Source organism: Dietzia sp. SYD-A1, from assembly GCF_015356725.1.
In the GTDB taxonomy this organism is placed as follows: Bacteria; Actinomycetota; Actinomycetes; order Mycobacteriales; family Mycobacteriaceae; genus Dietzia.
Genome location: NZ_JADDKI010000350.1, coordinates 1 through 19,520 on the forward strand (window position 1 = coordinate 1; position 19,520 = coordinate 19,520).

Annotated in this window: 16 protein-coding genes; 8 read left to right on the forward strand and 8 right to left on the reverse strand. The window is 70.0% G+C overall.

The genetic code is table 11. The features are described from left to right. Positions 1–81: 81 nt before the first annotated feature. Positions 82–1,107, reverse strand: coding sequence for a nuclease-related domain-containing protein (locus IY392_RS19615; protein WP_309230362.1), 1,026 nt, complete (start codon positions 1,105–1,107; stop codon positions 82–84). 190 nt (positions 1,108–1,297) lie between these two features. Here IY392_RS19615 and IY392_RS13465 point away from each other — a divergent pair, with 190 nt between their 5' ends. Both IY392_RS13465 and IY392_RS13470 read left to right on the forward strand, forming a co-directional pair. After that, on the forward strand, positions 1,298–2,548 hold the full coding sequence (locus IY392_RS13465) for an LLM class flavin-dependent oxidoreductase (protein WP_107756850.1): 1,251 nt from the start codon (positions 1,298–1,300) through the stop codon (positions 2,546–2,548). Further along, the gene (locus IY392_RS13470; protein WP_107756851.1) at positions 2,545–3,246 is read left to right on the forward strand and encodes a CE1759 family FMN reductase; all 702 of its coding nucleotides are present in this window, start codon (positions 2,545–2,547) and stop codon (positions 3,244–3,246) included. The genes IY392_RS13465 and IY392_RS13470 overlap by 4 nt, the downstream gene beginning before the upstream one ends. A gap of 15 nt (positions 3,247–3,261) precedes the next feature. Here the strand turns inward: IY392_RS13470 and IY392_RS13475 are convergent, their stop codons facing one another. The 7 genes from IY392_RS13475 to mca form a co-directional block, all read right to left on the reverse strand. Next, entirely contained in the window at positions 3,262–4,314 is a 1,053-nt protein-coding gene (locus tag IY392_RS13475) for a beta-mannosidase (protein ID WP_107756852.1), read from the reverse strand. A 113-nt stretch (positions 4,315–4,427) separates the two neighbouring features. Next, the gene (locus IY392_RS13480) at positions 4,428–6,056 is read right to left on the reverse strand and encodes a glycosyltransferase family 39 protein (protein ID WP_194861485.1); all 1,629 of its coding nucleotides are present in this window, start codon (positions 6,054–6,056) and stop codon (positions 4,428–4,430) included. Positions 6,057–6,111: 55 nt separating this feature from the next. Next, entirely contained in the window at positions 6,112–7,578 is a 1,467-nt protein-coding gene (locus tag IY392_RS13485) for a glycosyltransferase (protein ID WP_194861486.1), read from the reverse strand. After that, positions 7,563–8,903, reverse strand: coding sequence for a hypothetical protein (locus IY392_RS13490; RefSeq protein ID WP_182613825.1), 1,341 nt, complete (start codon positions 8,901–8,903; stop codon positions 7,563–7,565). The genes IY392_RS13485 and IY392_RS13490 overlap by 16 nt, the downstream gene beginning before the upstream one ends. Then, complete coding sequence (locus tag IY392_RS13495) at positions 8,900–10,819, reverse strand: hypothetical protein (protein WP_194861487.1); 1,920 nt, start codon at positions 10,817–10,819, stop codon at positions 8,900–8,902. Before IY392_RS13495 ends, IY392_RS13490 begins: the two co-directional genes overlap by 4 nt. A gap of 98 nt (positions 10,820–10,917) precedes the next feature. Beyond that, on the reverse strand, positions 10,918–11,184 hold the full coding sequence (locus tag IY392_RS13500; protein ID WP_107758150.1) for a hypothetical protein: 267 nt from the start codon (positions 11,182–11,184) through the stop codon (positions 10,918–10,920). Positions 11,185–11,228: 44 nt separating this feature from the next. Beyond that, the gene (gene mca, locus IY392_RS13505) at positions 11,229–12,152 is read right to left on the reverse strand and encodes a mycothiol conjugate amidase Mca (RefSeq protein WP_194861488.1); all 924 of its coding nucleotides are present in this window, start codon (positions 12,150–12,152) and stop codon (positions 11,229–11,231) included. A 135-nt stretch (positions 12,153–12,287) separates the two neighbouring features. Between mca and IY392_RS13510 the strand changes: the two genes are divergently transcribed. From IY392_RS13510 to IY392_RS13535, 6 genes are all read left to right on the forward strand, one after another. After that, positions 12,288–12,740 (forward strand): DUF4307 domain-containing protein, encoded by a 453-nt coding sequence (locus IY392_RS13510; protein ID WP_194861489.1) that lies wholly within the window; start codon positions 12,288–12,290, stop codon positions 12,738–12,740. A 122-nt stretch (positions 12,741–12,862) separates the two neighbouring features. Further along, positions 12,863–13,360, forward strand: a complete 498-nt coding sequence (gene greA, locus IY392_RS13515; RefSeq protein WP_017835774.1) for a transcription elongation factor GreA — start codon at positions 12,863–12,865, stop codon at positions 13,358–13,360. A gap of 91 nt (positions 13,361–13,451) precedes the next feature. After that, positions 13,452–15,692 carry an AAA family ATPase gene (locus tag IY392_RS13520; protein WP_194861490.1) on the forward strand — a complete coding sequence of 747 codons (2,241 nt, stop codon included), beginning with the start codon at positions 13,452–13,454 and terminating at the stop codon, positions 15,690–15,692. Next, positions 15,689–17,047 (forward strand): McrC family protein, encoded by a 1,359-nt coding sequence (locus tag IY392_RS13525; protein WP_194861491.1) that lies wholly within the window; start codon positions 15,689–15,691, stop codon positions 17,045–17,047. The genes IY392_RS13520 and IY392_RS13525 overlap by 4 nt, the downstream gene beginning before the upstream one ends. Then, positions 17,044–18,240 carry an SGNH/GDSL hydrolase family protein gene (locus IY392_RS13530; RefSeq protein WP_107756858.1) on the forward strand — a complete coding sequence of 399 codons (1,197 nt, stop codon included), beginning with the start codon at positions 17,044–17,046 and terminating at the stop codon, positions 18,238–18,240. The genes IY392_RS13525 and IY392_RS13530 overlap by 4 nt, the downstream gene beginning before the upstream one ends. Before the next feature lie 27 nt (positions 18,241–18,267). Continuing rightward, positions 18,268–19,488, forward strand: a complete 1,221-nt coding sequence (locus IY392_RS13535; RefSeq protein ID WP_182613130.1) for an acetyl-CoA C-acetyltransferase — start codon at positions 18,268–18,270, stop codon at positions 19,486–19,488. Positions 19,489–19,520 lie beyond the last annotated feature (32 nt).

Sequence of the window (19,520 nt, forward strand, 5' to 3'; positions counted from 1 at the left end):
CCTCATCACCGACGACGGACACCTCACCAACCCACCCGGCGCCCACCGCCCCCACCCCGCCTGACAGGGTCCTGCTCGGGTTCAGCGATGCCATGTCGTGGATCGTCTGGCGACCTCGTGGATCGCGTCGATCTCGCGCAATCCCAGTCGCTGCGGCTGCGATGTGAGATATCGCCTGATGCCGCGCCTGGTCACCACCGTCACAGCGCCATCTATCGGCTGGTTCTTCACGGTGAATCCCCGGCGCGCTCCCACCACCGCGATCACCCCGGTGACCGGCACCGGGAAGCCGACATGCTCCGCCAGCAGACGGGATGCGCGCCTCGCCTCATGCCGACTGTTGCGGATGTACGGAACCCGACTGCCATTGACCATGAAGGTGTCGCCGCCCACCCAGATCGAGGCTTTGGGGTGATTCTTGGAGTTCACGGTGAACACGCCGCCCGGTCCGATCACCACGTGGTCGATATCGGCACCCCGCTCCCCCACGCGCACGGCGTGCAGGATTCTCCACCGAGCATCCAGTGCGGCCAGCTGATCACCGACCGCCTGCTCACCATCCGCACCGATGCGCCACGCGCGCTCGTCCGTCTTCGCATCGAAGACCCGGGCGAACATGTGGCGCACCATCCCCTGCGCCTCCCGTTCGGCGAGTGCCCGCTCGCGGGCGGCCGCCCCCGCACGAGTGTCCGAAAGATCGTGCCACCTCAGCCCGGATCGGGTTGACGGCGCTGTGGTCAGGGGCGGCGCTGTGGCCGGAGGCGGAACCGGGGCAGTCGCCGCGACCGGCCCCGGCGACTGTGCCAGCGGTGTCGGGGAAAGCGGTGTCGGGAGCGTCGGTGGCGCCACCGGGGTCCCGGCTGGAGACGCCGTCGGCGAAGCGTTCCCCTGAGGTTGCCGGTTCGGCTCTCGTACCGACCCGCCGTGCCGCCGGGCGCCCATGTGGTCCTCGATCGCCTTGCGCAACAGCGGCAGGTTGCTGAGGTCGTCGGAGTGGTAGCGGCCGGTGGCGAGATCGAGGTATCCCAGGTCGGTTCCGCCCGGGGTCGCGGCGTAGAGCCTGTCGTGGCCGAAACGGACCCACCTTCGAACGATCCACTCGGTCACGGCGCCTCCTGTTGACAGTCGTCGAATCCTCACACCCCGACGCCCCACCTCGTGGCGGAACGCGCGATTCGTCAAGCCCCGCGAGTGATACGGAATACTCGGCACCCCCCTGTTGTTTGACATGTCAGCAAGTTAGGATGGAACTCATCAACCAGAGGGAACGCCCCAACAGACTGAAAGGCTCGCGATCATGCAGTTCGGGATCTTCTCCATCGCCGACATCACCCCTGACCCGCACACCGGGCAGGTGGCCACCGAGCACGAGCGCCTCGAAGCGATAGTCGAGTACGCGATTCAGGCCGAGCAGGTGGGCCTGGACGTCTTCGCGCTGGGAGAGCACCACAACCCGCCCTTCGTAACGTCCTCCCCCACCACCACCCTCGGCTACATCGCGGGGCAGACCTCGGACATCATCCTGTCCACCGCCACGACGCTCATCACCACCAATGACCCGGTGAAGATCGCCGAGGATTACGCCATGCTCCAGCACCTGGCCGGGGGCCGGGTCGACCTGACGATGGGGCGTGGCAACACCGGACCGGTCTACCCGTGGTTCGGCCAGGACATCCGGCAGGGACTGCCGCTGGCGATAGAGAACTACGAGTTGCTCCACCGCCTGTGGCACGAGGACGTGGTGGAGTGGGAGGGCAAGTTCCGGACCGCCCTCCAGCAGTTCACCTCCACCCCGCGCCCCCTCGACGGGGTCGCACCCTTCGTCTGGCACGGGTCGATACGCTCGCCGCAGATCGCGGAGCAGGCCGCCTACTACGGTGACGGGTTCTTCCACAACAACATCTTCTGGCCGATCAGCCACACCAAGCAGATGGTCGAGCTCTACCGCCGCCGCTACGAGCACTATGGCCACGGTTCCGCGGATCAGGCGATCGTGGGCCTGGGCGGTCAGTTCTTCGCACGCCCCAACAGCCAGGACGCCGTGGACGAGTTCCGCCCCTACTTCGACAACGCACCGGTGTACGGCCACGGCCCGTCGCTCGAGGACTTCACCGCCCAGACCCCGCTGACCGTGGGCTCCCCGCAGCAGGTCATCGACCGCTACCTGACCATGCGCGAGCACGTCGGCGACTACCAACGCCAGATGTTCCTCATCGATCACGCCGGACTGCCCCGCAAGACCGTCATGGAGCAGATCGAGATCCTCGGCACCGAGATCGTGCCGGTCCTGCGCCGGGAACTCGACGCGAAGCGGCCGGCCCACGTGCCGGACGGACCGACCCACGCAGCCCGGGTCGCAGCACGCGACGCCGCACTGGCCGCCGAGGGCGAGCCCGCCTACTCGGACGCCTACCGGTTCGGCACCGGGGACAACTGGACCGGCCTGACGGTCGAGGGCGGACAGCGCGCGCAAGAGCAGTCCCTGGCGCGCGCCCGTCGCACCGAGTCCCGTCTCGCGCAGGCACCGGCCGGAAGGAGCAGCAAGTGACCCCCACTCACTCGCCCGACGCCCGCCCGCTGCGGCTGGTCGTGGTCTCGGCTGGCACCTCGGTGCCGTCGAGTACCAGGATGCTGGCCGACCGGCTGACCTCGGCCACCCGTGAGGCCCTGACGCGTCACGGTCAGGACGTCGACGTGGCGGTTCTTGAGGTCCGGGGGCTCGCCCACGAGGTCGTCGACGCCACGCTCACCCGGTTCCCCGGTGACACCTTGCGCGCGGCCCTCGAGGAGATCGGCCGAGCGGACGGGGTGATCGCGGTGACGCCTACCTACAACCAGTCGTTCTCGGGCCTCTTCAAGTCCTTCTTCGACGTCATCGACCCCGGAACGCTGGCGGGCGTCCCGGTGGCGTTGGGGGCGACCGGTGGCACCGTCCGGCACTCGCTGGCGATCGACTTCGCACTGCGACCGATGTTCGCCTATCTCAAGGCCGACGTGGTGCCGACCTCGGTGTTCGCGGCGTCCGAGGATTTCGGGGCGGTCGCCCCGGGTGGCGAGGGCGAGTCGCTGTCCACGCGCGCGCAGCGCGTCGGCACGGAACTGGCCGACTACATGCTGCGGTTCGCCGGTGTCGCCCCCGGTGCGGTGGCGCCGACCCGTTCGGATGCGGGCCGGGGCCGGAGGAACGACGACGACGAGTTCGGCGACTTCGTCCCGATGGGCGATCTGCTCGGTGGGGCGACCTGACCCGGGGCGGACGAGCTAGTTCCGTGCGATCTGGGGTAGCGCCCTGATGGGGTCCTCCGGGCCGATGTCGTACGTGCACTCGCCCGGCCTGGGGTCCGGGACGAACGCCCACAGCATGGCCCCTGCCGCACCCATTGCCTCGTAGTCGTCGATGCGCTCCCCGATGAGGACCGCACGATCCTCGAGGGCCAGGCAGGACCCCGCAGCGATCCCGAGCTCGGTGACCACCAGCGGCTTGTCGGTCTGCGCGAGGCGCAGTGGCAAGAATCCCGCGTTGTCGTAGTCGTGATACTGGAGCACGTCGACGTACGGGGATTCGGCGATGAGTCTGTACCCATCGGCCACCAGCCCGCACTGGTCCCCGCCCAGGAGGCCGGCGGTGATGAGTCGGCCGGGGTCGCGGTCCCGGATCAGCTGCCCGACCTCGTCGGTCCACTCACGCAGAACCTGCGCGGAGTCCGCCGGGCAGGTCCGGTACTGCCAGTGGCAGTCGGCCGTTCCGCATACCGCGGTCTCGGGCTCGCCGATCGGCTCCCAGGCCGCGATCACCGGCGAGCCCGACCACCGTTCGACCGCGGTCGTGACCCAGTCTCGGTAGCTCAGTGGCATCGCCGTGGGTTGTTCCCAGCCGTCCAGGTACCAGTCGCGGTCCTTGTACTGCTCGTCCTCGCAGGCGCCGTCCTGGCCCACGAGGACCGGGATCACCATCTGATCGTGGCGCTCCGCGGCGGCGAAGACCGCGTCGATCGGGGCGAAGTCCAGGGCCCCGGTGAACTTGTTCACGGCGAGCTGTTGAAAGACGTTGAATCGCGTGGCGGCACCGTCCGGAAGTGAACCGAAGTACGCGTCGAGGTCGACCATCGCGCCGCATCCCCGGTTGACGCTCCAGTCCGTCGCCAACTGATAGGCGTTGAGGCCGGTCGGCCACCAGGGTTGGCCGTCGAGGTGGAGCTCTCCCCCGGAGACCGTCGCGCGATGTGGCTGCGCCTGCGATCGTGAATCCGGCGGCGCCGCGCAGGCCAGCGTCAGGACGAGCACCAGCACCCCGACGATGGCAGAGTTCTTCATGAGCTGACAATAGTCGACGGTTCCCGGACCACCACCGGATCCCGGCGACGGTGTCCGGCGCGGTTCCGGCCGTCCGCGCGGCCCTTTCCAGCCGGTGCGCGGCGCGCCGCGGACTACTCGTACACCCGCCACAGTCTCCAGGTCGGGCGGTCGCTACCGGAGTTGACCACCTCGAACTCCAGGCTGCCGAGCTGGGCCCCGTTCTCGTGGACGGTCGGATAGCGGAGGTTGAGCGCGTCGGAGGTGCCACGACCCTCGGCGGGCACCGTCAGCAGGAACTGGACACCGTTGGCCGCCGGGTCGTTGAGGATCTCGACGAAGTCGCGATCCGAGGGGATGACGAACTGTTCGGGCCTGGTGGTGGAGGCGATGATCGGGAAGCCGTGGACCGTGTCCATGATGACCGCCCCCTCGGGGAGTCCGAGGGAGTCCAGATAGTCGGCGAGCCGGCGTTCGGTGTCGAACGAGGCGACGATGGCCTCCTGTTGCAACCTGAGTTCAGGGGGCCTGTCTCCCGACTCGGGCAGGATCACGGCGTGCAGGGCGTGCTGCTCCTGGGACAGTGTCGGAGAGGCCATGGCCACTGCACTCAACGGGACTCCCGCCGCGAGCAGGATGAGCATTCCCGTCGCGACGAGGCGCCCGCCCGCGTGCTGGTCCTGTGTTCTCGCGGTCGCCCGGGGGCCGGGCCGCCGGGTGGTCATGACACCCCCGCGCGGGACGCAGAACACCGCCAGGACCACGAGCAGGGGGATGGCGCTGATGTAGAACCGCAGGAACGGGAACGTCATGCCGCGCAGGTAGGTGAACACCGCGAAGCCCAGCACCGCCACGAGGACCACCGCGGCCAGCGGTTCAGGATCTCGGCGGCGCACCGACAGCACCACGCACACCAGCAGGACCACACCGAGTGCCGGGGCGAGCGCGACGATCTCGGCCGCCGAGAACCCGAGGGCCGACAGCCCCCCGGTGGAACCCCCTCCGGACTGCTCGAGGATCGCGGCGTTGCCGTAGCGCGAGGAGAACTGCGCGAGCGCACTGCCGGTCACCAGCCAGCTGGTCGCCGCCCACACGAGGAACGCCAGTGCGGTGGGCGCGGCGAGGATCACGCCGTCGAGGATCGCCGTCTCGGTCCTGCGGCTGCGCCGGTATGACACCACCACGACGACGAGGGTTGCAGCGCCCGAGGCGGCCAGTGCGTCGTAGCGGGCCAGGTAGGACATCCCCAGCGCGAAGCCGGCCACCATCAGATCGTGGACGTCGTCCGTGGTCATCCACCGGACGAGGCGGCGCACGGCCCACACCACGAAGAAGACGAACAGGGCCTCGCTCATGCCGTTCGCCCCGTAGTACACGATCATCGGATGCAATCCGAAGACCAGGGTGACCCCCCAGGTGAACCAGGCCGGGCACGGGCGTTCCCCCGCGAGTGCGTGGATCTGGGTGACCGCGGCCGCCATCGCCGGCGCGCTCACCGCCACCGCGGTCAGGCTCCATCTGGTGAGACCCGGGAACCACCCGGACAGACTGACGAGCGGGAGCTGGGCGAGCGCGGTGAGCGGGGTGAAGATGAAGCCGATGGCCGCCAGATGCGGGTCTCTGGACAGCAGCGCGGCCCGCGTGTCGGCCACGCGACTCAACGCGTCGCCCTGCAGGTAGTTGGCACCGAGGGAGAGGTAGAGCCCCACCGCCAGGTACAGCAGCGTGAACGCGCAGAAGACGGCGACGGGACGGGATCTCACGAGGCCGGTCCCAGCGTGATGCCGACCAGCGGTCGATTCATGACGCCGACCCGCGTCATGACGCCAACCCGTGCACGGTCTTCTCCCAGTAGGAGGGGTTGGCGAAGAGCTGATAGGTCCCCTTGATCGCGGCGATCGACATGAGCACCCAGTAGAGCGGGACCGTCAGACACGCCCACCACAGCGCCGCGTTGCCGGTCTCCCGGCAGGCGATGAAGTTCGAGTAGAGGATCGTCGAGTTGCCGAGCACCAGGCAGATCAACGCGGGGAAGTACACGTAGGCGGGGAAGACCTGCTCGATGACGGCCGGTTGGCCGAGTATCCAGGACAGGGTCACGAGCCAGAACACCATGTTGAGGCAGGCGATCACGGGGGTCCCGGCCAGCAGGGTCGTGAAGCGGAACATGCTCACCGTGCCGAGGGTGCGCCACAGCGTGACCGGATGACGCATGTGCACCAGCCAGGTCTGCAGGTACCCCTTGTACCAGCGAGAACGCTGCCTTATCCAGTTGATCGGGTCAGGGTTGGCCTCCTCCAGGGTGGTGGAGTCCAGCACGGCCGTCCGGTGTCCGCGGGCGGCGATCCGCACACCCAGGTCGGCGTCCTCGGTGACGTTGTACGGATCCCACGCGCCGATCTCGGACAGCACGTCGGCCTTGATGTGGTTCGACGTGCCCCCCAGCGGGATGGGCGAGCTGGACTTCATCAGACCGGGTAGGAGGAAGTTGAACCACAGCGCGTAGTCGGCGGTGAACCACGCCGTGAGCATGTTCTGCGACCCGTTGTGGAACGCGAGCTTGGCCTGGACGCACACCACCTCGTCGTCGAGATCGGCGAAGGCCACCGCCACGCGCCGGAGTTGGAGGGGATCGGGGCGGTCCTCGGCGTCGAAGATCGTGATGATCTCCCCGGTGGCGTAGTGCAACGCGTAGTTGCACGCCTTGGGCTTGGTGCGGGGATCGGCCGGGGGGATCCGCAGGATCCGGCACACCTCGCCCAGACCGGCGGCCTCCGCCGCGTCGATCGTCACGTCGTCGTCGGCCTCGAGCAGCAACAACACCTCCAGCTTGTCGGCCGGGTAGTCGATGGAGCTCACGGCGTCGATGAGGTCGCCGATCACCTCCGGCTCGTTGTAGGCGGGCACCAGCACCGAGTACGTGGGCAGGTCGGAGTCCGGCACGGCCAGGGCGCGGTCGTCCTCCACGTGCAGGATCGACTCCCGCGCCAGCCCGCGGCCGAGGAGGAGGAGCCGGTCGGCGAGCGTGATGAGGTAGACGGCGGTACTCACCGCCGTCAACGCGATGAGGGTCGGGGTGGTGGCCACGACCAGGGCGAGGACCACCACGGCGACCCCGGTGAGTCCTGCCCACTTCTGCCACGGCACGAACGGCACCGCCGCCGAGGCGGACGGGTCGCGTTCGAACAATCCGTGCACGGCGTCGTGGAGGGCCGCCTCGCTGCGAAAGTCGTCCGGGTCGGCGGTCTCGGGGGTCGCCGGCTCCGGATCTACCCGTCCGTCCACTGCGCCTCCACGAGGTCGGTCGCGAGCTCGGTCAGCATATCGAGATCCTTCTCCTGCGAATTGGTGTCGGTGACCGCACCCGCTCCGCGCAGCGCCAGGCTGAGCAGGCGCGAGAACGACCGCGAGCCGGGAACGGCCGGCGGGAACTCGGCGTCGAACTCGTGGTTGTCCACGGTGATGAGCGTGACACGTTGGATCCTGTCCCCCGCCCGTGTCCAGACGAACGACATCACGCTCCAGGTGAGGAGGTTCTCGTCGTCGATCACCGTCCGGTACCGCGCGGAGACGCCCCGGTTGAGTGGTACCGGCCGGGGCGGACTGATCCGTGCCGAACTGAGATCGAACATCATCTCCAACGGGAACACCTCGAGAACCCCCGGATCACCGACGGTCAACGTCTGCACCGCCGCCACCCTGGGGCGCAGGAGCTCGTCCCAGTCGGCCCGGACGCGCGTCGCCCTGATCATCTGACGCTCCAGAGTGGCTGACGGCCCGAACATCCGCTCGGCCCACGGGTAGTCGATCCTGTCGACCTCCTCCCATCCCGCGGGGAGGATCTGACCTGCCCCGTTCAGGGCACCGGGCCCCGGGGACAGTCGTTCATCGATCCCCGCCGGCAGCGGCGCGAGGGAGAGGAGCACGGCCACGACGATCACCAGAGGTGCGCTGCGCCAGGCCTCACGTGGAGAGACCACCAACGAGGGCAGGGGTGAACCACCCGACCGCCGGTCCTCCGCCGCACCGGCCCCGCGGAGGCGGCGGAGTGCCGGCGGCCCGAGGATCGCCAGCGGCCCCACGGACACCACCAGCACCATGACCACCGCCTCCGCCCCCCAGCCTCCACCCAAGGCGAACACCGCCAGGCGCAACGCACCCGGAGTCGCGACGGTGAGGAGCAGCCAGGACGGCCAGTACCGGAAGGTGCGGCGCGTCCCGAAGAAGAACACCGATCCACCCAGGAGGAACATCCAGGCGGCGATGAAGTCCAGGTGCAACAGCACATAGGTCTCCGTGTACCGGGGCAGCACGAGCCACTCGATCATCAGCGCGATGGCCAGGACGATCGTCCCCGCGATCTTGTCGCTCTGCCGGTCGTGGATCGGCAACTCCGGGCGCCGCCTCAGGTGCAAGGCCACGGCGGTGAGCACGGCGCCGACGGGGGCGGCGAGGAACACCTCGCTTCCGGAGCCTGCCGTCACCTCCCCTGCGATCCTCGCCCACGTCCGCCAGAACCCGGCGGCGGCGAGCACGACGAGCAGCGCCCACCTCGCGACGTGATCCGCTCCCTCGCCGAGAGCCCCGGGGAGAGCCTGGGCGGGTTTCACCGCCGCGGGCGGACCCGACGGCGACGAGAGGCCGCCCAGACGAGCCCGGCGACCGCCGCCCCCGCCAGCGTGATCACCAGACCGACGAGCAGGGCGGTGCGGACACCGTCGGTTCCCTCCTCCTCCTGACTCGCGTCCCCATCGATCGCCTCGACCGTGGACAGTTCGATCGGCTCCCTGTCCGGCGCGGTGAACAGGACGTTGCCGGCCAACATCGACCATCGACCCGGCTCGTCGTCCAACCACTCCAGCGTGCGGTCGAGCTCCGCCGAACCCGAACTGGACGAGGCCACCAGGAGCGCTCGGTCACCGTCCTGGACCACCTGCATCGACGCGAAGTCGACGTCCTCGTAGAACCGCAACGTCGCGGGCTGATCGTCCTGTGCTCCCACCACCTCCAGTGTGCGACCGCCGGTCAGAGTCAGGGGCAGGTCGACATCGGACGGGGCGGACCCGGACGTCACCAGTAATCCGGGGACGTTGCCGTCCAGGAGGGTCTCCGGGCTCACCCATTCGGGCAGCAGCGGCGTGGCGGACAGCGCCTGTAGTTCGGCGAGGATCCGCACGGCCCGCGCGGTGTCCTCCAGCGATCCGCTGCCGGTGGCCACCTGCAGACGGGGTAGGAGCGCCTGCGGGAGGGACCCGAACCCGGCCGGTGCCGGTGAGGCGGGTTCGGACAGACGGACCCGGGTCGCTCCGTCGATGATCAGGGTCAACGGTTGCAGGACTCCACAGGCCGCGCCCGCGCCGGAGGTCTGGAGGGAGACCGTGATGTCGGTGTACCGGTTCAGCGCACCGGCGGGAACGGTCACCGTGCGGTCGATGATCCCGGACTGATCGGCGGTCCACGACTCCAGCACGGTCTGACCGGCCGACACCACGATCAGCCCGCTGCGGTCGGACGGTGGCGGCGAATAGGACCCGACCAGATCTACGGTCACGTCCCCGGTCACCTGCCCGAGGCTGGTCTGGTCGAGCCCGAAGCTGGCCGAGACCGACCCCACCGACCGCGCGGACCGCGAACCCGGTCCGAGTTCGTCGAGGGTCGCCTCGGTCACCAGCGCGCGGGGCGCCGGGGTCGGCGAGTCCAGTGTGGCCGAGCCCGTGACCGCCAGCGACCACAGGTCGCTCGTCACCGACCGCATCTGGCGCCCCAGGGCGGCGGAGTCGCCTGTGACCACCACGGTGGGGACGGCGTCGTCGGTCAGGTCGATCCGGGACTCGTCGGCTTCACGGATCTCCGCCCGTCGGGTGAAGGGCGGGGCATCCGGAGCCCTGGACCCCGACGCAGGGAGCACCTCGATCTCCAGACCCGTCCGCCCGAACCTCGATGACGCGAGGAGCGCCAACTCGGCAGCGGCCTCCGACTCGGCGTGGGTCGGCTCGTCCGGGAGGTAGATCTCCACGCGTTCCAGGACCGGGGGGACGAAGTCGGCCAGCACCCGGGGCGCCTCGGGCTCGCCGGCGAAGTCCACCTCGGTGTCACGCAGCTCCAGAGACCGGTCGCCCCAGTCCGGACAGGCCTCCCCGCGGGAGTGCAGGACGGTCCGCAGGGTGAGGTTCAGTACGCCGTTGAGCACCCGCCCGCGATCGAGCGGAATGGTGAGACGCTCGGACTCGGCGTCCGATCTCAGCTCCTCCCGGGCCAGTAGCAGGCCACCTGACCACGCCTCGAGATGCCCCCGGTCGAGGTCCACCGGGAGCTGCACCGTCGTGCTCATCGTCCGGGGACTCAGACCCTCGGGGACGGGGATCGGGACCGCGACCTCGGCGCTCCGATCAGGAAACCGGAGCACCTGCGCGACCCCGAGTCTGGGTCCGTCTATGACGGTCTGGGCACCGGCCGGGGTCGGGGCGGCGAGGGCGACGGCGAGCAGGAGGCAGACGGAAACACGAAGTGCGGGGGGCGCGGACACGGCTCATGACCCTACCGGGCGCCCGGGCTCGTGATCTGGGATCCGGCCGAGCCGTACACCCACTCTCTGCTCTCAGAGGCGGTAGGCCGCAGGGACGATCAGCGAGGGTCGGCGGGTGCGCCCCCCTCGACGCCCGCCCGGTCCGTGCCCTCGTCGGCCAGCTGGTCGGGCTCGGGATGATCGGTGTCGAAGGTCTCGGGCAGGTTCTTGATGTGCTTGTTCATGTTGCGGATCAGCAGCACGGTGGCCACCAGCAGCAGCAGGACCACCGGGATCCCGATCGGCGAGGCCTTGCCGAACTCCGGCCCCATCGGGTGGTCGTTGTACCCCGGGGTGCCCGGCGACTGGTGCTGTGCGAAGACCATCACCGCCTGGTGCGCCAGGATCTGGACGTCCGGTCCCAGAGTGATCATCGCGGGTCCTTCGCTGTGCTCGGTCCGACCGGCAGCGGGACGTACGGGTCGACGCCCTCGAACAGGTCTGACTCGTATTCTCCCTCAGCTCGCGCCGGTATGGCCACCCGGCTTGCCGCGAGTTCGAACTCCTCGGTGGGCCACACCCGCTGCTGCATCTCGACCGGGGCCGCGAAGAACCAGCCGTTGGGGTCGATCTGCGTGGCGTGGGCCAACAGCGCGGAATTGCGTTGCTCGAAGTAGTCGGCGCACTCCACCCGGGTGGTCACCCGCTCCATGATGTCGGGACGGTCTCCCCAGCGGGAGAGGAACTCGGCGAAGTGCCGGACGCCGTCGCGCGCGAACAACTCCTCGTCGAGCAGTTCCAGACGGCTCTTGGGGAAACCGTGCGTGTAGTAGACCTTGGCCACCGCCCACGGCTCGCCGGTCCCCGGATAGCGGGCGGGGTCCGCGGCGGCCTCGTAGGCGGCCATCGACGCCGCGTGCACCTTGAGGTGATCCGGGTGCGGGTACCCGCCGTTCTCGTCGTAGGTGATCATCACGTGCGGGCGGAACTCCCGGATCCGGGCGACCAGGGAGCGGGTGACCTCGTCGTCGTCGGCAAGGGCGAAACATCCGGGAGGCAACGGCGGCAACGGGTCACCCTCGGGCAGACCCGAGTCCTCGTAGCCCAGCCAGTGGTGCTCGACGCCCAGGATGTCGGCCGCGCGGGCCATCTCCCGGCGTCGCACTCGAACGAGGTCGGCCACCACGTCGGGGCGGTCCATCGCAGGGTTGAGGATGCTGCCCCGTTCCCCGCCGGTGCACGTCTCCACCAGCACGGTCACGCCCTGGGCCACGTACTTGGCCATGGTCGCGGAGCCCTTGGACGCCTCGTCGTCGGGGTGGGCGTGCACCGCCATCAGCCGGAGACCGGCCATCGTCGCACCTGCCGTTCTTCAGAGCTCGGGGATCGGGGATGACCCATTCTGATCGTGAGGGGCCATTCTATGGACACACCGGGCACCGGTGCCCCCGGGGAGGCCCGCCCACCGCCCCCGGATACCCTGGGGACCATGAGTGAGCCGAGGTCGGACGTGGCGCCGCAGGCGGCAGGGACCCCGCCGGCCGGGCGGTACGACGACACCGGATCCGGCGTGACGGGCAAGGTGGTCGCGGGATTCCTGGTCCTGCTCGTGGGAGCCCTCGTGGTGGCCGGCGCCGTCGCCGGGTACCGGCTCAGCTCCACCCCCACGATCTCCGCCGAGGTGATCGGCGTGACGGTCGTCGACGACGGTCGGACCGACGTGGTGATGACCGTCACCCGCGACGAGCCCGGGACGGCCGCGTACTGCATCGTCCGCGCCCAGGACCAGACCAAGGGCGAGGTCGGCCGGCGGGAGGTCTACGTGCCCCCGTCCGCGAACAGCGCGATCCAGGTCGACATGTCCATCGCGACCTCGGCCCGCGCGTTCGTGGCCGACGCCTACGGCTGCGGCGACGACATCCCGGACTACCTGCGCAGGTAGGGCTTCTCCGGCCCCGCAGCAGGTCACCGCTGTGTTAGCATCGTCCTATCAGCACGGCTCCTTTCGCGGGGCCGTGTTTTTCGTACAGCAGCACACACACGAACAGATTGGAGTGCGCTCTCATGGCGAACGACACCCAGGGCTACTGGTTGACCCAGGATTCGTACGACCGCCTCATGGCCGAGAAGGAGGCGCTGATCGCCAACCGTCCGGTCATCGCGGCCGAGATCAACGAGCGACGCGAGGAGGGCGACCTCAAGGAGAACGCCGGGTACCACGCCGCACGCGAGCAGCAGGGCCAGGAGGAGGCCCGGATCCGGCAGCTCGACGATCTGCTGGCCACCGCCCAGGTCGGCGAGACCCCCACGGAGACCGGCGTCGCGCTGGTGGGCTCCGTCGTCCGCGCGTACTACAACGGGGACGAGGACACCAAGGAGACGTTCCTCGTGGGCACCCGCGGTGAGGGCTCGGGCAAGGACGACCTCGAGATCTACTCCCCCGACTCCCCCCTGGGCCGCGCGATCCTGGGCGCGAAGGTCGGCGAGAGCCGCGAGTACACGACCCCCAACGGCAAGTCCGTCTCCGTGACGATCGTGACCGCGGAGCCGTACCAGAGCTGACCGGCCACGACGGGCCCGGTGGTAGGTTCTTGACGTCCATCGGGCCCGGGTCGACCAGCCCGTTCCCGCGCCGGCGTAGCAGGAGTCCCACGTGACAGACGGTTCCCATGACAGGCCTCTGGGCCCCGCACCGAAGATCGAGGCGGCGGCCGAGCAGGTCCTGGGACCGGCGCTGCGCACCGGGCAGTCACCGTTCGACGACGAGCTCTACACCTGGACGCCCGAGGTCGCGGAGGAGCTGGTCCGGCGCCTGGACGGTGACGCCGACGAGCACACCGACGAGGACTCCGGGGGCTCCACCCGCTCCCCCGTGATGCAGGCGCTCCACGACCAGTTGGAGGGCGCCCCGCGTCCGGTGGTGCTGCTGGCCGCCGAGCTCCTGTACATCCAGCAGCTGCCCCTGTCCACGGTCACCGCGCGCCTCAAGCGGGGGCGGATCCGGGACGTCCTGTCCTGGGTGGACGACGCGCCGACGATCCCCGAGGCGCTCGACGAGGCGCTGGGCGAGAAGGGCCCGTTGACCGGTGGCCTGGGGTTCAACGTCCAGATGCGCGAACACCTGCGGTGGTTGTGTACGTTCATCGTCCACTGGGCCGAGTTGGAGTCGGCCGAGCGGGACGCGGCGCTCACGGACCCGTGGGAGTTCCAGCGCGCCGCCCGCTCGACGCCCGGGGACTGGCGGGCCATCCGCTACAGCCTGCAGTACCTCGCCTGGCCCGGGTACTTCCAGCCGGTCGTCAAGCACGAGCACAAGACGCGGATCCGCGACGCCTTCGCCGAACTGATCGGCGGCCCGTCCGGGATCGACGAGCTGGACATCGACCAGGACCTGCACCGCATCGCCGAGACCCTCACCGCCCAACTCGGGCAACCCGTCGACTGGTACCGCGGCGCGATCGCCAACCAGTGGCAGCGCCACCGCGACGACCACTCCCGCCGCGCGTGGCTGGTCCGGCCCGGACGTGGCGGCGTCGGCCAGGCCGGGCAGTGGGTCGCGCAGAACCGGATCGCGCTGCCCGCCTCACACCTGCCCCGCATCCCCGCGCACGCCAGTCGGCTCGAGGTGTCCCAGGCCGTCGAGCAGGGCTATCCGCACCTGGACTACCAGGCGCGGTTCCAGCTCACGGCCGAGCTGCACACCTTCCTGTCCCGGATGAGCCCCCAGGACGTGGTGGCCACGGTCGCCGACGCCAAACTGCACCTGGGCACCCTCACCGACGACCTGGGCTACGTCGACGACGGTGGCCAGCAACTCGAGCGCTCGGTGAGGTGGCACTCGGTCACGCTCGACCTGGACACCCTCCCCAGCCCGCTCTCCGAGTTGATCGGGGAGCCCGGCACGGTCGTGGACCTCACCGACGGCCTGGACGCCCTGCTCGCCGCCATGCACCCAGGCCGGCACTCCGCCGAGTCCCAGGTGGCCGAGGCCCCGGGCGCGGGAACGGTTCCCACCCTCCCCGACATCACCGACGAGCTCGCCGACAGCCTGCACATGCCGCGCAGGGAGCTGCAGGAGATCGTGGACACCCTGCAGGAGCGGCAACAGATCGTCTTCTACGGGCCCCCCGGCACCGGCAAGACCTACCTCGCGCAGGAACTCGCCCGCTTCCTCGCCGGCGCCGACGACCCGAGCCGCGTGCAGCTCGTCCAGTTCCACCCCAGCTACGCCTACGAGGACTTCTTCGAGGGCTACCGTCCCACCCTCACCGAATCGGGCCAGCCCGGCTTCGCCCTTCAGGCCGGCCCGCTGCGCCGCCAGGCCGCGCGCGCGACGTCGGATTCCGGCCGGGAGCACCCGAGTTTCCTCATCATCGACGAGATGAACCGGGCCGACCTGGCGCGGGTGTTCGGCGAGATGTACTTCCTGCTCGAGTACCGCGACCGCACGGTCCTGCCCCAGTACAGTCCCGACACCTCGTTCCGGCTGCCGCGCAACCTGTTCATCATCGGCACCATGAACACCGCCGACCGGTCGATCGCCATGGTCGACGCGGCCATCCGGCGGCGGTTCGCGTTCATGGAACTCCACCCGGACACCCCGCCCGTCGCGGGGGTGCTGCGGCGGCACCTCGAGGCCCGCGGCGAGACCACCGAGCCCGCCGAACTGCTGGAGGCGCTCAACTCGGAGATCGACGACTCGGACCGCGACCTGCGCATCGGTCCGTCGTACTTCATGAAGGACCGGGCCACCGACCCGGGCGGGCTCGAGGCGATCTGGCGGTACGACCTGCTCCCGCTGCTCGAGGAGCACTACTACGGGCGCCTGTCGCGAGCCGAGGTCCACGAGCGCTTCGGGCTCGCCACACTGCGTCGGAAGATCGGCCGGGCGTGACCTCCCCCTCGGCGGGCTCCGCGGCGTCGGAGACCATCGAGTTCGACGAGTTCGACAGACGCGGCCGGCTCGTCACCCTGAGCTGGGAGGGCGCTCAGCACCTGTCGCAGACCGGGTTGGTCGAGGTACTGCCCGCCGGCCGCGACACCTGGCGGCTGATCCCGTGCGGCAGCGTCGGCTCGGTCCGCGTCGAGGGCCTGGCCGTCAGGGTCCTGCCCGCGGCCAACCTCGGCCTGACGCAGTTGTTCTTCCTGCTCGACCACGCGGCCGAGTCGGCGTTCCTCCCGTCCGCCGTCCAGGCGAGGGACGACGACGAGCTGTGGGTCTCCGTGGCCGAATCCATGGCCGCGTTGGCGCATCAGGCCCTGTCGTCGGGGCTGCTGCGCGGGTACCGCAGGGTCGACGAGGCACTGACCACCGTGCGCGGACGGATCCGCCTGGGGGACCAGATCCGCCGCCACCCGGGAATGACCATCCCCCTGGAGGTCACCTACTCGGAGTTCACCCCGGACATCGCCGAGAACCGCATCCTGCGCACGGCCGCGCACCGTCTGCAGTTCCTGCCCGACCTGCCCGACGCCACCCGGCGACGGTTGGCGATGGTGGACGCGCGGCTCGCGGACGCCACGCTCATCGGCCAGGGCGCCCCGGTCCCCGCCTGGACGCGGACCCGTCTCAACGCCCGGTTCCAGAACGCGCTCGCCCTGGCCGACCGGATCGTGCGCCGCATCTCCGTCGAGGTGGAGGACGGTCACGCGGCGTCGGCCGCGTTCGTCACCGAGATGCCGGAGCTGTTCGAGCGTTTCGTCGAGGCCGAACTGACCGCGGCCCTCGACGGCTGTGGGGGCCGGGTGCTGCACAACCCGGTCGTCCACCTCGACTCCGGGATCGAGGAGAGCACGCCGGAGGGGCGCTCCGGGGTCGAGGGCGGATCCGGAGAGGCCTCCGCCGATGGGCGTGGTCGCCACAGCGCTCCCGAGTCGGAAGGCGACCACATCTCGGTGCGGACCGGGCTGGTATACGAGGTCGAGGGCCGACCCGTCACCACCTTCGTCCCCACGTATCCCACCGACCGCCGGGCCCGCGCCGCCGAGCACTACCGCCTGCTCGCGGCCTGCACCGCACTCGGGGTGGACCGTGCCTTCCTGGTCTATCCGGCCCAGCGCCGCGACGACGCACCGCAACCGCGGCGCATAGTGCACACCGATATCTCGATCGTCGAGTACCCGGTCGATCTCTCGATGGGGCCCGCCGAGGCGCGCAGGACTATCGTCGAACTGTCACAGCAGGCCCGCGAGCTCGCGGCACGCGGCACCGCACGCCACCGCACCGGAGGGAGACGCCACGCCAGATGACCGACGCAGATGATCCGGCGCGCAAGATAGTCGTCAACCTCGCTCTGGTGGCCGTGGGCACGGTCGGCGCCTACCGGGGCGCGTACGAACTCCTGGCCCAGCAGGCCAGAACCGCCCGGCGGGTGATCCCCAAACCCACCTCCCGCCCCTTCGACGGCGACGGCCTCTATCGCCCCGGGGCCGTCACCGCCGAGCCGTGGCGCCCCGGCATGACGTGCGATGTCCACATGGTGATCTTCGGCGACTCGCTCGCGGCCGGCCTGGGCGCGGATTCCCCCGGCGAGCTGCCCGGCGTCCTCCTCGCCCGCGGCTTGGCGGAGGAGGCGGGGTGGAACGTGCGGTTGAGTATCAAGGCGATCGTCGGTGCCACCTCCAAAGGTCTCGCGGGCCAGGTCGAGGCCATGCAGATCGCACACGGCGATCCCGACATCTCGGTGATCCTTATCGGCGGCAACGACATCACGGCCCGCAACGCGATCGGCCCGTCGGCGCGACGGGTGGGTGAGGCCGTCGAGGCGCTGCGAGGGGGCGGGTCCCACGTGGTGGTGGGCACCTGCCCCGACCTCGGGACCATCAAGCCCGTCCCGCAACCATTGCGATCGGTCATGGCCACCCTCAGCCGGCGCCTGGCCGCGGCTCAGGCGGTCCAGGTCCGCCGGGCGGGCGGGGTGCCAGTCTCGCTGGCCGAGGCGCTGGCCCCGGAGTTCCACAAACGCGGTGAGAGCCTGTTCTCGCCCGACCGCTTCCACCCCAACTCCGCCGGCTACGAACTCGCCGCCGGGCTGCTGCTGCCCGCCGTGTGCGTGGCGCTCGGGGTGTGGGACGAGGTCCCGGAGGAGCAGGTACCCCACGACGCCGACGAGGCCGCCGAGTCGCTGGAGGCCGCGGAGAGCGCCGCCGACGACGCGGAGACCGCCGCCGCGTCGGACGCACTCGACCCGGACCACACACAGCGCGAGTCGGTCGTGGCCAGGCTGACCAAGCGCCTGACCGACTTCGTCCGGACCCACGAGGACGCGGACGACGCCGACGAGAACACGTACCTGCATAATGAGGACGTGGACGGCGACCCAGAGAGCACTGGCGATGCCCGCGAGGCTGCGGACACCCTCCGCCGCCGGAGCCGGATCCTGCGCCTGGCCCGCCCCTCGCGGGACCAGTCGGACCCCGGTCACCCGACCGACCACACATAGCACTCAACTGCAACGAAGGAGCTTTCCATGCCGGAAGCCGTGATCGTCTCGTACGCCCGCTCCCCCATCGGGCGCGCCAACAAGGGGTCCCTCGTGGGCATCCGCTCCGATGACCTCACCGCCCAGATGGTCAAGGCCGCGCTGGACAAGGTGCCGTCGCTCGATCCCACCCAGATCGACGATCTCATGCTGGGCTGTGGCCTGCCGGGCGGCGAGCAGGGCTTCAACATGGGCCGCGTCGTCTCCGTGCTCGCCGGCCTGGACACCGTCCCCGGCACCACGGTCAACCGCTACTGCTCCTCCTCGCTGCAGACCACCCGCATGGCGCTGCACGCGATCAAGGCCGGCGAGGGCGACGTGTTCATCTCCGCCGGTGTCGAGACCGTGACCAACTTCGCCAAGGGCACCTCCGACCACTGGCCGGACACCCACAACCCGATCTTCGCCGACGCCGAGGCCCTGACCGGCACCCGCGCCGAGGGCGGCGCCCCCACGTGGACCGATCCGCGTGAGAACAACCAGTTGCCCGACGTCTACATCCCCATGGGCCAGACGGCGGAGAACGTCGCGCAGATTACCGGCATCACCCGCGAGGAGCAGGACCACTGGGGCGTGCGGTCGCAGAACCGCGCGGTCGCCGCCGTCGAGAACGGCCACTTCGCCAACGAGATCACCCCGGTCACCATGCCCGACGGCACCGTGGTCTCCACCGACGACGGCCCGCGGCCCGGCACCACCTACGAGAAGATCTCGCAGCTCAAGCCGGTGTTCCGCCCCGACGGCACCATCGCCGCCGGCAACTGCTGCCCGCTCAACGACGGCGCCGCCGCACTCGTCATCATGAGCGACACCAAGGCCAAGGAGCTCGGCCTCACCCCGCTCGCGCGCGTGGTGTCCACCGGCGTCTCGGGCCTGTCCCCCGAGATCATGGGTCTGGGCCCGGTCGAGGCCGTCAAGAACGCGCTGCGGATCGCAGGCAAGTCGATCTCCGACATCGATCTGTTCGAGATCAACGAGGCGTTCGCGGTCCAGGTGCTCGGCTCCGCCCGCGAGCTCGGGATCGACGAGGACAAGCTGAACATCAACGGTGGCGCGATCGCGCTGGGCCACCCGTTCGGCATGACCGGCGCCCGCATCACCGCCTCGCTCATCAACAACCTGCAGGCGGCGGACAAGCAGTTTGGCGTGGAGACCATGTGCGTCGGCGGTGGCCAGGGCATGGCGATGGTGCTCGAGCGCCTCAGCTGATCCTCGGCCGCGCCGCCTGAGCTCGCGCGCCC